Source organism: Litoreibacter roseus (assembly GCF_009811795.1).
Taxonomy (GTDB): Bacteria; Pseudomonadota; Alphaproteobacteria; order Rhodobacterales; family Rhodobacteraceae; genus Litoreibacter; species Litoreibacter roseus.
The window spans coordinates 374,949-388,739 of the sequence record NZ_BLJE01000003.1; the positions used below are offsets into that span (position 1 = coordinate 374,949).

The window sequence follows — 13,791 nt, forward strand, 5'->3', positions numbered from 1 at the left end:
CATGACAAAAGCGTCTGATCTGTTTGTGAAATGCCTGGAGGCGGAAGGCATCAAGCGTATTTTTGGTGTTCCCGGCGAAGAAAACGCCGATTTCATGATGTCCCTGCAAAGTTCTTCGATCGAGTTCGTTCTGACCCGGCACGAACAGGGCGCGGCCTTTATGGCGGCGGTTCACGGGCGTCTTACAGGAACTGTCGGTGTTTGCCTTGGCACGCTTGGTCCGGGCGCCACCAACCTGATGACCGGTGTGGCCGATGGCAACATGGACCGCGCACCTATGCTGGTCATTACAGGGCAGGGGGCCACGACCCGGCTGCATAAGGAAAGCCATCAGGTGATGGATGTCGTCGATATGTTCCGGTCGGTCACGAAGTGGTCTCAGGCGGTGCTTCACCCCGATGCCATCCCCGAGATTGTCCGTAAGGCCGTCAAGGTGGCACAAACTGAAAAGCCCGGGGCCGTTCACATCGAAATTGCAGAAGATATCGCGGCGATGGAAACCGATGCGGTGCCCCTTAAGCGCGTGGACGTTCGCAGACCAGCGCCAGACCAACTGGCGCTGGATGATGCGTGGGCGCTTATCTCTCAGGCCAAACGCCCGCTGATCATTGCAGGCAACGGCACAATCCGTACCCGCGCCAGCAAGGCCTTACGGTCATTCTGCGAAAGCACGGGGATCGGCGTTCTGATGACTTTTATGGCCAAAGGCGCGTTGGATCTGGAAGATTCGCGATGTCTCTTTACCATCGGAATGGGCCAGCGCGACTTCCCGATGCCCGTGGTCGAGGATGCGGACGTCATCATCACCATGGGCTACGATATGGTCGAGTATCCGCCGGAAAGCTGGAACTCGAAAGACACAGCGAAGATCGTCCATATCGATTTCATCCCGGCTGAGGTCGACAAGCACTACATTCCCGAGGTCGAAGTCATTGGCGATCTGGCCCACGCGATCGAAGAGCTTTGCGTCCGCGCCGGTTCCGCTGAACTGAGTTACGATTTCTCAAAGCAAAAGGCCCTGCGCGAGAAGATGCAGGACGAGTTTGCGGCCCATGCCGATGAAACCGGTGCGGGCCCGATCACACCGCAGAAGGCGATTGCCGATGTACGTGCTTGTCTTGGACCAGAAGATATACTCCTGTCTGGTGTGGGCGCCCATAAGATGTGGGTGGCCCGACATTATCAGGCACATGAGCCTGGGACCTGCCTCATCTCCAATGGGTTTTGCTCCATGGGGATGCCTTTGCCGGGTGCGATCGGCGCCGCGTTGTCTTGTCCGGGTCGCAAAATTCTAGGTCTCGCAGGTGACGCGGATTTTCTGATGAACATGCAAGAGATGGAGACAGCAGCACGGCTGGGATCCGATATCGCGATGCTGGTCTGGGAAGACAACGCCTATGGTCTCATCGAATGGAAGCAGGAGCAGGAGTTCGGCACCCACACCGACCTGACTTTTACCAACCCGGACTGGATCAAGATGTCCGAAAGTTTCGGGTGGAAAGCGTCGCGGTGTGACAGTGCGGACGAGCTGCAGGGCCACCTGCGCGCAGCCCTCGATCATGACGGGCCTGCGCTTGTCGTGATGCCGGTGGATTACTCTGAAAACATGAAACTGACCGAGCGGCTTGGGCATGTGACTGCCAGCCTCTGACCCTTCCCCAAAGAAAGCCTTCCAATGAGCCAATCGAAGATTGATCTGGACGATTTCATGTCCGATCTGAAAGACCGCACGCCACATGAAGATGCGTTTCATCAGGCTGTCAGCGAGGTGGTGCCGGACCTTTTGCCGCTCATCAACGACAACGAGGATTACCGTACCGCGGGGCTTTTGCATCGCCTCACGGAACCGGATCGGGTGATCAGTTTCCGGGTGGAGTGGCGCGATGACGACAATATCGTTCAGGTCAATCGCGGCCACCGGGTGCAGTTCAATTCGGCCATAGGTCCTTACAAGGGTGGGCTACGGTTTCATCCAACCGTCGACCTTTCCATGCTGAAATTTCTGGGCTTCGAACAGACGTTTAAGAACGCGCTGACTGGCCTGCCCATGGGCGGCGGGAAGGGTGGCGCGGATTTCGATCCCAGCGGGCGCTCGGATGCTGAGATCATGCGATTTTGCCAGTCTTTCATGCTTGAGCTTTACCGCCATATTGGACCTGATGTTGATGTGCCTGCAGGGGACATCAATGTCGGCGCGCGGGAAATCGGGTGGCTCTTCGGTGCGTATAAGCGCATTCGCAATCAGTTCGAAGGTGTCCTGACCGGGAAAGGCTTGTCTTATGGGGGTAGTGCCATGCGGACAGAGGCGACCGGGTATGGCGTCGTGCAGTTCTTGGGGCACGTGCTGGACCACAAAGACGACAGCATTGAGGATAAGACGATTGTTATTTCAGGCGCGGGCAACGTTGCCACATATGCCGCCGAGCTTGCGGTTGAACGGGGTGGAAAGGTCGTGACCCTGTCTGACAGCGGCGGATACATCCACGACGAAGAAGGCTTGACCCAAGAAAAGATCGACTGGGTTCGGGACCACAAAGCGAAGTCCGGTACAAGCCTCGAGGCCTACGCAGATGAGTTCGATGCGACATGGCACTCAGACGAGGCCCCGTGGGGGGTGACCTGCGAGATCGCCCTGCCATGTGCCACGCAGAACGAACTGGATGCTGACGGTGTGAAGGCGCTGATCGACAATGGCTGCATCGCATTGATCGAGGGTGCCAACATGCCAACGACGTCCGAGGGCAAGAAAGTTGTCGCGGACAGCGATCTGCTTTTTGCGCCGGGGAAGGCGGCCAATGCCGGCGGTGTTGCGGTGTCGGGCCTAGAGATCAGTCAAAACAAGATGCGGCGGGATCTGAGCCGAGACGAACTGGCGGATGAGCTTCAGACGATCATGAAAGACATCCATGACAAATGTGCGGATGCGGGCACTGACGGGGACAAGGTCGACTATGCCAAGGGCGCTAACGTCGCCGGGTTCAAGAAGGTCGCCGACGCAATGATGGCGCAGGGTGTGTTCTAGCGATTTGCTTCAGAGCAGCTTTCCGGACCTGACCAGTGGGCTACATCTCAGCCCAACCCTCAGTCAGAAGATCGGTCTTAGCGTGAGCACCTCTCAGAAAAAAAGCAGACCCGTGGCCGTGCCAAGCAGCAGATTGGCGCGTCTCGCCCGGTTGGGGGGCATGGCATCCGGCGTCATGGGCGGCATGGCTGTGGACGGGGCGCGGCAGTTCGCCCAAGGGCGTAGACCGGAATTGCGAGATCTTTTACTGACCCCGTCCAATGTCACCCGCGTTGCCGATCAACTCGCGCGCATGCGCGGTGCGGCGATGAAAGTCGGTCAGCTCATGTCCATGGATGCGGGCGACATGCTTCCGCCAGAGCTTGCAGACATTATGGCACGTCTGCGTGCCGATGCTGATCACATGCCGCCCGCGCAACTCAAGACTGTGCTCAACGAGAATTGGGGAAAGGGCTGGCTGCGCCAGTTTGAAACCTTTGACGTGCACCCCATCGCTGCGGCTTCTATCGGTCAGGTTCATCGCGCCAAGACAAAGGACCAGCGCGATCTTGCGATCAAGGTTCAATATCCCGGCGTTCGCAAAAGCATCGACAGCGACGTCGACAATGTGGCTGCATTAATCCGAATGTCTGGTTTGCTCACCCGAAAGATTGACGTGGCGCCGTTGCTGGCTGAGGCAAAGCGGCAGTTGCATGAAGAGGCAGATTACGAGCAAGAGGGGCGCTATCTCGAGGCATTTCGAGAATTGCTTTCAGCGGATGGCGACCTTGTGCTGCCTGAGCTTCACCAAGAACTCACAACACCGAACGTGCTTGCGATGTCCTATGTCGACGGCGTTCCCATCGAACAGGTCGCAGACGCCCCGCAGGCCGAGCGGGATCGGGTTATGGCGATCCTCATCAACTTACTTTTGCGCGAGCTTTTCGAGTTTCACTTTATGCAGACCGATCCGAATTTCGCCAACTATCGCTATGATCCGGCCTCGGGACGTGTGGTCCTGCTTGATTTCGGGGCGGCCCGCAGATTCCCCTCTGACGTCGCGAACAGTTACCATACGCTTCTTTTGGCAGGCTTGAGCGGGTCACGCGCGGATATCCATGCGGCCGCTCGCGCAATCGGCTTTTTCGACGATGACACAGCGCCCCATCATCGGGATACAATCGTCGAGATGATCGATATCGCGTTTTCCGCGCTGCGCCATGATGGGCCATTTGATTTCGCCAATACGGACATTGCGGACCAGTTGCACGAAGCGGGGCAAGCCTTGGGTATGGATCAGGAATTTGTTCATGTGCCGCCGGTTGACGCTTTCTATATGCAACGCAAGTTTGCCGGTCTCTACTTGCTCGCACACAGATTGCGGGCGCGTGTAAATGTCCGAGAGTTGCTTGAGCCTTACGTCTCGGACTGAACCGTGCTGCGTGCTTCAAGCTCAGCGTCGACCATCGCGATTGCAGCCAATATCGCCTGATTGCGCCGCTGCATGCGCGTTTCGGCGGAATTCCGGCCCTTCTCTTGCCGGACATCGCCGGAACTCAAGCGACCGACCCATCCCGGAGACAGCACGAACCGCCAAGCGTCGGGACAGGTCTCTGCGGCGGGAACGTCCCATGGATCGTTTTTTCGAAATGACCACGGACCTTTCGATTGCAGCCGTCGCATCAGGTCGACCTTGGGGCGCCGCCCATAGGGGATCGCATCGTTGAAGCGTTCCCTGGATTTCGCGTGGAAGATGATCTGCGGTTCTTCAGTCGCGTTCGGTGCGGTCTCCTCGTTCAGGTACTCCGAATTGCTGTCGACCCGCGCCATGGGCACGAGATGGTAGGGCACATCGTTTGAGTCTATCACGCCTTGGCGAATTTTCCGCCAACCGTCTTCAGTTAAAAAGCAGTTCCCGTCCCACGGAAGAACCCATTTCGCCAAGTTCCGACCGTGATCCAGAGCCGTATTCCGCGCCCCGTTGTTGTTCATGATATAGAGGTTTTTGCGGCGATTATGCGCCAGCACGGCCCGTTCCTGCGCGTCGGCGTCCAGTGCGGCGTGGGCATCGCTGGTCAGAAAATCCGGCGTCGGAAAGAGGGAGGTGTCCATCTTCACCCCACGATATGCATCCCAGTCAAATGGGATCTCGATGTAGCGCTGCTTGTGGCGGTCAAGTAACTCGATCAACTGAGTTCGGTTGGCTTCATCAAAAATACGATTGATCACCCACCATGTTTCGCAGTCTTCCAGCGGCGGCTCGTTCTGCAGAATAAACTCGATGTTCTGGCGTGACTGCCCGTCCTGATGGCGGGGTGGTAGATCGTTTCCGATAATCCGGTAGAGCACGAAGGTATCACGGCCCGCACGATACCGTTGGGCTTCCGCCGACGCCGAATGCTTCCGCAGATGGCGCCGATGCCTCATGCGGTGGCTCGCGCGCCAAAGGATCTGCGCGAGTTTTCTTTGGATGTGCTCAGGCGACAGTTTCGAGGGTTTGGGCTTCGACATCAGGGATCCGTCAGGCGACGGCGCTTTCGTCTAGGGTGTCGAGGTTGAAGATCGAACGGTAGACGTCGCAGCTGTCCTTCAGGCTGTCATGCGTACCGACGGAAATGACCTTGCCGGCGTCCATCACGATGATCCGGTCGGCACCCTGGATGGTCGACAGCCGGTGGGCGATGGCAATGATGGCCCGATCTTGATTGCCGTGCAGCGTGTTCGCAACGATGGACCGTTCCACTTCTCCGTCCAGCGCGGATGTGGCCTCGTCATAGATGATCGCAGGTGCGTCCTTGACCAGTGCCCGCGCGATCGCGACCCGCTGGCGTTGCCCCCCTGAGAGGTTTGATCCGTTTGTGCCGACCTCAGTGTCGAGACCTGCGTCTGTCTTTTCGAGAAACCCAAGGATCTCCGCCGCCTTTGCCGCTTCTTCGATCTGCTCATTGCTTGCATTGGGATTGCCGTCCCGAATGTTGTCGCGGATCGTACCGTCAAACAGGAAGACATCCTGCGAGATAAGCGCGATATTCTTGGATAGTTCCTTGGGATCGACTGTGCTTATGTCGATACCGTCCAATGTGATCGTGCCGGATTTTGCCGTCAGGAACCCCAGTAAAAGATTTGCAATCGTGGTCTTACCCGCGCCTGATCGACCGACGATGGCCAAGAATTCCCCCGGCGACACGGTGAAGCTTACGTCATGAAGCGCCGGGCCGTTTTCCGGATAGGAGAAGTTGACGTCGTTGAACTCGATCTCGCCCCTCGGCGACTTTAACACTGCGGTCCGCTTTTCCATACCCGTCGTCTCGGGCATGTCGAGAAACGCATAAAGCCGTTCGATAGCGATCATCTGGCTTTGTAATTTCACAGTGATGGCCGCGAGCCGTTTGGCGGGCTCATAAGCCAAAAGGAAGGCGGTCAAAAACGCCATGAATTCACCGGGTGTGGTGCCAGAGCTGACGGATTGCCAGCCGCCATACATCAGAAACGATCCGATCAGGATGCCACCAACGATCTCCATCAAGGGGGATGACAGAGCTTGCGTCCGGGCGATCTTCAAAACGCGCCGTTCCAAGGTTTGAATAGCCTTGGCGAAGCGGCGGGACAGCTTTTCTTCAAGCCCGAAGGATTTGACTGTTTGGACTCCCTGAACCGCTTCAACCCCGGAGGATGTGAGAGACGCCTGAAGCTGGGCCTGCACTTTAGCCAATTCTTTGATCCGCTTGGTGATCTTCCTAAAAATCCAAAACACGAACGGTACGGCGACAAACGCCCCGATCGACATAAGCGGATCTTGGAATATCATCACAGCCGACAATACGATCAGCATCACCGCGTCTTGGGTCACCTTGATTGTCAACGTCATGACCGCACCGACAGAGCCGCGTGCGTTGTAGAAAATGTCAGATATGAATTCTGAGGGGTGACGCCCTGCGAAATACGACATCTCCGTACGGATGAGTTTGTCGAACTGCCTGCGTTGAAGTGAGGACAGGATGGACCGCTTTACCTTCGATGATATGATCATGCGCAGGAAAACTGCGATGCCCTTGATCACCGAGATCGCGATGATCCCGCCGCCCACAAGCCAGACCGCTGTCACGTTCTTTGCAACAAACACGTCGTCGACCATGAAACGCATGGAAAAGGCGAATGCGCCCTGCGCGATGGCAACGGCGAAAATGCATAGAAAAGAGAGGAGAAACAGCCTTTTATGCTTCGGCACATTCTCCATCAGAAGGCGCTTCAAGAGTGCCTTTGGGTCTTGTGGCGCCGTAGGCGTCCGCGTCGATTGATCTAAAGCCATGCTGTCTCGATAGAACCCGCTTGCCAAATCGTCTTCGCTTCCGATGGTTAGACCGGAAAGGACCTCTGTTGTCCAGCGCGCGCTGTCCGTGGCGCGGGATGCCCCGAATGCGCGCCGATCACATATGGATAATGTGGCCGCGCAGACAAGTGCTTTGCGATGTGACGTGGCGATTTTGAAACATCAAAGGCCGCGTGGCTCGCACGCTCATCATTCGAAACCAGCGGATTGGATAAATAATGTTACCAATCTGAAAAAAATTGATCTAGCCTTCGAGTGTCCCACTGCGGAAGGCCTGTTTCCAAAGCTGGGATCAGTATCTGGGAGGATAAACATGACACCGACAACAAAGACCCGCCGCGACGCGCTTCGCAGTATTGCCCTCGGGGGCGCCGCGACCCTCGCCGCGCCGCATATCGCCAGCGCAGATGCCCACGGTACAACCTGGAAAATTCAGACATCTTGGCCGGGCGGTGCAGGGCTGCAGATTTTCAAAGACTGGTGCGGAACAATCGCGGAAAAGACCGGCGGCCAGCTTACCTTTCAGCCTTTTGGCGCGAATGACGTTGTCGGTGACTTCCAGCTTTATGATGCGGTGAAAAATGGCGTTCTCGATGCGGTCAATCCGTTCACCATCTACGCCCAAGGCATCATCCCTGCGGCCACCTTTCTGACTTCATATCCTTTGGGTCTGCGCAATCCCCATGAGTGGGACACGTTCTTTTATGGGCTGGGTGGTCTTGAAATTGCGCGGGAACTCTATTCCGCCCAAGGACTGCATTACGTGGGGCCGGTTCATCACGGACCGAACATCATCCACTCTAAGGTTCCGATCCGGTCGATTGATGATTTTGCGGGGCGTAAGATGCGCGTTCCGGGCGGGATGGTCGCGGAGGTGTTTGCCGAGATTGGTGCTGAAACCACCGTTCTGCCGGGCTCCGAGATTTTCCCGGCGCTTGAAAAAGGTACGATTGATGTGGCGGACTACGTCGGACCTGCCGTGAACTATGCGCTCGGATTCAGCCAGGTCACGCAATACATCTCCATGGGCCCTCCAGGCTTCATGTCGCTCTATCAGCCGGTCGACCTGATGGATATCACCGTCGGACAAGCGGCTTGGGATGCGCTCAGCCCTGAGATGAAGCAATTCGTCGAAATGGAAACACACACCTATTCCGACATGCACCACGCCGCCATTCAGGCCGCGGATCAGGAAGCCTGGAAAAAGTTCGAGGCCGATGGGACGGAAGTCACGCGCCTGACCCAAGATGACGTGGAACTGATGACCGAGGTCGCGGTGCCGATCTGGTTCAACTACGCCAACCGCGACAAGGATGCGGCGCGTGTGTTCAAGATCCAGCTTGATTATATGATGTCAGGCTCACTCGGCTACGTCACGCCAGAGCAGATCGAAGGTCTCGAACTGGACCTCTGATCGCTTCAGACCATTTGGCCACCTGATTTTTGCGAATATCGGGTGGCCTTTCCATACACAGAACAGGGTGCATCCATGCCCAGCCTCAGTTTCACGCTGCCCCATTGGTTGTACTGGGTTGGCCTGATCGTCTTTCCGCTTGTCGCAATGGTCTTGTCTCGCCGACAAACCAGCGGGGTCAAGAAATACTCCGTTCCGCTGGCCTACATGATTTGGGTGTCCGGCGGCATCATCGGGCTGCACCGGTTCTATCTCAAGAGCCTTCTGGGGCTGCTCTATATCCCTGTCTTTCTGGCCATTCTCTATGCCAACAGCGCGGAACAGACCGCGCGGACCGTTCAGTCGAATGCAGCCAATCAGGTTCGCATCGCCGAGCGCATAATCACCCGCGAAGAACCACGGCTCGAAACGGGGGCCGCGGACATCGAGCGCTATAGGACGGCGCTTGCAGAGGCGGAGAAGGGTTCCTTCGCGGAACGCAGCGCGGAGCGACGATTACAGCGGGCGGAAGACGGTCTGGAAAAGAGCCGGACCAATCTGGAACAGGCCCGCACGGACCTAAAGGAACGCGGGCCTCTGCTGGAAACGGCCCGCGCGGATCGCGTGTTTTGGGAGAACGCGGCGCTCTACGCGCTCTACGTCATTCTGGCCTTCATGGTCATTGATGCGCTCCTGATCCCGTCAATGGTCAGGCGCGCAAACGCGTCCATGACCGACGTGCCGCATCTGGTCGAAGTGCCGGTGGAGGAAGAGCAAAAGAAAGACGCCGATTACGCGGAGAACTGGATCGACCGTCTGTCCCTGTTCTGCGGCGAGTTCGTATCCTATTGGGCCGCCATTGCAGTCATCGTTTATTATTATGAGGTGATTGCACGCTACGTGTTCGGCAGTCCGACGAACTGGGCGCATGAGGCGATGTACCTGATGTTTGGGATGCAGTACCTGATCGCGGGATCCTACGCCATGCTCACCGAAAGCCATGTGCGCGTCGACATCTTCTACGCCCCCATGCGCCGCAAAAACAAGGCATGGGTCGATCTGCTGACCTCGATTTTCTTCTTTATTTTCGCGGGCACGTTGCTGGTGACCAGCTGGATCTTCGCGATGGATGCCATTGCAGTGCCGTCCGGAAATTCGGTTGTCTCAGACTGGGCGCGGGGGGACCTGACGCTGGCTGAACTAGTGGCCGGGTTTGGAACCGAGCAATGGACCAACCCGAATATCCGCTGGGGTGAAATCAGCTTCAACGAATGGGAGGTTCCGCTTTGGCCGATGAAGTGGGTCATGGTGATGGGCGGCATTCTTCTGGTCCTTCAGGGCATATCCAAACTTGGCAAGGACATCCGCGCCATCGCACGCGGGGAGTAGGGCATATGGGCATTGATATCGGTATTGAGCTTCTGACGCTCATCATGTTCGGCTCGCTTTTGGCTCTGCTGATGGCGGGGCTGCCGCTGGCCTTTGTGACGGGTGGTCTGGCCTGCGTGTTCCTGTTCATTCTGGGCGACGCGCGCGCATTGAACATCGTACCGTCCCGGATATTTCCGCTGATGACGAACTATCAGCTGTCCGCCATCCCTTTGTTCATCTTCATGGCAGCAATGCTGGAACGTGCAGGCATCATTAACGAGATGTTTGACGTCATCTACAAGGTTCTCGGCAGCGTCAAAGGCGGTCTGGCGTCGGCCACCATCATCGCGTCTACGATCCTCGCGGCGATGGTGGGTGTGATTGGCGCCGCGGTGGTGACGATGGGGATCATCGCTCTGCCCGCGATGCTCAAACGGGGCTATGATCCGAAGATCGCCATGGGCTCTATCATGGCAGGCGGCACCTTAGGCATCCTGATCCCGCCATCGATCCTTGCCATCATCTACGCCGTTGTGGCCGAGCAATCTGTGGGTGAATTGTTCATCGGTGCCGTTATTCCCGGCCTGATGCTGTCGGGGCTCTATATCCTCTACGTCACGCTGCGCTGTTACATCAATCCGCAGCTGGGACCGCCGATCCCGATGGAAGAGCGGATTACGACAGGCGAGAAGGTCAAATTGATGGGGAATATGTCCGCGCCCATCGCGCTGATCGTTATCGTATTGGGTGTGATTTTCACGGGCGTCGCGACCCCGGTGGAGGCTGCGGGCATCGGGACATTTGGCGCCTTCATCGTGGCGGCCATCCACCGCAAACTGGATTGGCTGACAATCCGGGAGGCCTGTCTGACGACGCTAAAGGCCAGCGCCATGGTGATCTGGATCATGTTTGGGGCGACGATCTTTGTGGGGCTCTACGTGCTCGAAGGGGGGCAGCAATTCGTTCAGGACAGCCTTGCGGCAACGGGTCTTGGGCCATGGGGCATCCTGATCCTGATGCAGGTCTTACTGGTCGTTCTGGGCATGTTTCTCGACTGGGTCGGTATCCTGCTGCTCTGCGTGCCGATCTTTGTGCCAATTATCAAGGCGCTTGGGGCCGCGGCGTTCGGGCTGGACGATCCCAATGATCTGGTCCTGTGGTTCGGGGTGCTGTACCTCGTCAATATGCAGATGAGCTTCCTGTCACCGCCCTTTGGTTACGCGCTGTTCTATTTGCGAGGGGTCGCGCCGGACTACATTCCGATGACGGACATCTTCAAGTCCGCCCTGCCATTCCTGTTCCTGCAGATCGTGGGTTTGGTGATGTGCATGATGTTCCCCGAGATCATCACGTGGTTGCCCAACATCGTCTACGGCTAGCCCCGCCAGTCGAGGATCACTTTCCCGCTGGCCCCGCCACGCATCGTTTCGAACCCTGTCGCATACTCTGTGGCAGGAAACCTGTGCGTGATCACCTTACGCACGTCGAGGCCGTTCTGGATCATCGCGATCATCTTGTACCACGTCTCAAAAATCTCGCGGCCGTAGACGCCCTTGAGTGTGATCGCCTTGAAGACAATCTGCGACCAGTCCACGGGGCTCTTGCCGGGCGGGATACCCAAAAGCGCAATCCGCCCACCCATCACCAGCGCGTCGACCATCTGATCAAGGGCCGCCTGATTGCCGGACATCTCCAGTCCCACGTCGAAACCTTCCTGCATGCCAAGACGCGGCATCAGGGACTTCAGGTCCTCGTGGGCAACATTGACCGGGACCACGTCCGCCACACTTTCGGCCAGCGCAAGGCGGTCTGGATTGATATCTGTGATCACCACGTTTCGCGCGCCCGCATGGCGCACGACGGCTGCAGCCATGATGCCGATGGGCCCGGCACCCGTGACCAGAACGTCCTCGCCGATCAGATCGAAGCTGAGCGCTGTGTGGACAGCATTGCCCAGCGGATCGAGGATCGCGCCGATGTCGTCGTCAATCTCGTCGGGTAGGGGAACGGCATTAAAGGCGGGCAGTTTGAGATACTCGGCAAAGGCACCCGGCTCGTTCACCCCGATGCCCCGGGTCGCTGGGTCCAGATGGAATTTCCCGGAGCGGGACTGGCGAGATGTCTTCCCGATCAAGTGCCCTTCGCCGCTGACCCGTTGGCCGATTTCAAGATCTGTCACGTTGCGACCCATCTCGATGATCTCGCCTGCAAACTCATGACCGGTGATCAGCGGCACCGGAACGGTTTTTGCGGCCCAGTCGTCCCAGTTCCAGATGTGAATATCGGTCCCGCAGATGCCTGTTTTTGCGATCCGTATCAGCACGTCATCCGGACCTATTTCGGGAACCGGCTGATCTTGCATTTCCAGACCCGGCGCGTCGCGGGTTTTGACTAACGCCCGCATCAGATCGCGCCTACGGCTTTGCCCGCCGCCTCAAAGGCTTCAAGAGATTGATCCAGATCGTTCCGCGTCAGCGCCGCGCTCATTTGCGTGCGGATGCGGGCCTGTCCCTTTGGCACCACAGGAAAGAAGAAGCCCGAGACGTGCACGCCACGTTCGAAGAGGTCACGCGCCATATCCTGGGCCAACCGCGCATCACCCAGCATGACCGGTATAATGGGATGCTCCCCCTCCAGCAGATCAAACCCGAGCCGATCAAGTCCCTCGCGCCAGTAGCGGGCATTGTCGAACAGGTCCTTGCGCAGGGTGTCGCCGTCCTCCGCCAGATCAAGCGCGACAAGTGACGCGGCAACGACAGATGGGGGCAAGGCGTTTGAGAAGAGGTATGGCCGCGCACGCTGTCTGAGTAGATCGATCATCTGCTGCGGACCGGCGATGTAGCCGCCGATTGCGCCGCCCAGTGCCTTCCCCAGCGTGCCGGTCAGGATATCAACTTTGCCCTCAACCCCGAAATGCGCGTGCATCCCACGCCCTTGTGGCCCCATGAAGCCTGTAGCGTGGCAGTCATCAACCATCACCAGCGCGCCGTAGCGATCTGCCAGTGTCGTGATTTCTGGTAGCTTCGCCAGATAGCCATCCATTGAGAACACACCGTCTGTTGCGATCATGATGAACCGCGCACCGTCGGCTTTCGCCGCCTTCAGTTGCGTTTCCAGATCGTCCATATCTGAGTTCGCGTAGCGGTAGCGCTTGGCCTTGCACAACCTGATGCCATCGATAATCGACGCATGGTTGAGCGCATCCGAGATGATCGCGTCCTCCGGACCAAGCAGTGGCTCGAACAACCCGCCATTCGCATCAAAGCATGCGGCAAAAAGGATCGCGTCGTCCTTGCGCAGGTACTCAGCAAGCCGGTGTTCCAATTGCCGGTGAAGCGCCTGCGTTCCGCAGATGAACCGCACGCTGGCCATACCATACCCCAGATCATCCATGGCTTGCTTGGCCGCGTCGATCAGACGCGCATCGTTTGCCAGTCCAAGATAGTTGTTCGCGCAGAGGTTTATCACGTTCTCATGATCTGCCAGCGCGATGCGGCCGCCCTGCGGGGACAGAATTTCACGCTCCCGTTTGTAAAGACCTGCCGCGTCAATTTCGGACAGGGTCTGGGATATGTGGTCGATGAAGCTGATGGGCATAGAGCATTCTCCTCAGACGCATCTCCGCGATAAATTGCGGAGAATGTCAATATATAAGAATCAATCTAATATATTGGATTTTCTTGACAAGCACGACAC

General features: G+C 57.5%; 10 protein-coding genes. 6 read left to right on the top strand and 4 right to left on the bottom strand.

Going from position 1 to position 13,791, the window contains the following annotated elements:
- Position 1 precedes the first annotated feature (1 nt).
- From KIN_RS15720 to KIN_RS15730, 3 genes are all read left to right on the top strand, one after another.
- Positions 2–1,651, top strand: coding sequence for an acetolactate synthase large subunit (locus tag KIN_RS15720; RefSeq protein ID WP_159808770.1), 1,650 nt, complete (start codon positions 2–4; stop codon positions 1,649–1,651).
- Positions 1,652–1,675: 24 nt separating this feature from the next.
- Positions 1,676–3,022: an NADP-specific glutamate dehydrogenase gene (gene gdhA / locus KIN_RS15725; RefSeq protein ID WP_159808772.1), complete on the top strand. Its 1,347-nt coding sequence runs from the start codon at positions 1,676–1,678 to the stop codon at positions 3,020–3,022.
- Between the two features lie 82 nt (positions 3,023–3,104).
- Positions 3,105–4,433, top strand: coding sequence for an ABC1 kinase family protein (locus KIN_RS15730; protein ID WP_174239130.1), 1,329 nt, complete (start codon positions 3,105–3,107; stop codon positions 4,431–4,433).
- On the opposite strand, the gene KIN_RS15735 is transcribed toward KIN_RS15730, so the two are convergent.
- Both KIN_RS15735 and KIN_RS15740 read right to left on the bottom strand, forming a co-directional pair.
- Positions 4,418–5,428, bottom strand: coding sequence for a hypothetical protein (locus tag KIN_RS15735; protein WP_159808774.1), 1,011 nt, complete (start codon positions 5,426–5,428; stop codon positions 4,418–4,420). The genes KIN_RS15730 and KIN_RS15735 overlap by 16 nt on opposite strands.
- A gap of 94 nt (positions 5,429–5,522) precedes the next feature.
- Positions 5,523–7,310, bottom strand: a complete 1,788-nt coding sequence (locus tag KIN_RS15740; protein ID WP_159808776.1) for an ABC transporter ATP-binding protein — start codon at positions 7,308–7,310, stop codon at positions 5,523–5,525.
- A 334-nt stretch (positions 7,311–7,644) separates the two neighbouring features.
- On the opposite strand from KIN_RS15740, the gene dctP reads away from it, so the two are divergent.
- The 3 genes from dctP (at position 7,645) to KIN_RS15755 (ending at position 11,474) form a co-directional block, all read left to right on the top strand.
- Positions 7,645–8,745: a TRAP transporter substrate-binding protein DctP gene (gene dctP, locus KIN_RS15745; RefSeq protein WP_159808778.1), complete on the top strand. Its 1,101-nt coding sequence runs from the start codon at positions 7,645–7,647 to the stop codon at positions 8,743–8,745.
- Positions 8,746–8,820: 75 nt separating this feature from the next.
- On the top strand, positions 8,821–10,113 hold the full coding sequence (locus tag KIN_RS15750) for a TRAP transporter small permease subunit (RefSeq protein ID WP_159808780.1): 1,293 nt from the start codon (positions 8,821–8,823) through the stop codon (positions 10,111–10,113).
- A gap of 5 nt (positions 10,114–10,118) precedes the next feature.
- Entirely contained in the window at positions 10,119–11,474 is a 1,356-nt protein-coding gene (locus KIN_RS15755; RefSeq protein WP_159808782.1) for a TRAP transporter large permease, read from the top strand.
- On the opposite strand, the gene tdh is transcribed toward KIN_RS15755, so the two are convergent.
- Together tdh and KIN_RS15765 are read right to left on the bottom strand one after the other, a co-directional pair.
- Positions 11,471–12,499: an L-threonine 3-dehydrogenase gene (gene tdh / locus KIN_RS15760; RefSeq protein WP_159808784.1), complete on the bottom strand. Its 1,029-nt coding sequence runs from the start codon at positions 12,497–12,499 to the stop codon at positions 11,471–11,473. The two genes, KIN_RS15755 and tdh, sit on opposite strands and share 4 nt — an antisense overlap.
- A complete protein-coding gene (locus tag KIN_RS15765) occupies positions 12,499–13,692 on the bottom strand; it encodes a glycine C-acetyltransferase (protein ID WP_159808786.1) in 1,194 nt (397 codons plus the stop codon). Before KIN_RS15765 ends, tdh begins: the two co-directional genes overlap by 1 nt.
- Positions 13,693–13,791 lie beyond the last annotated feature (99 nt).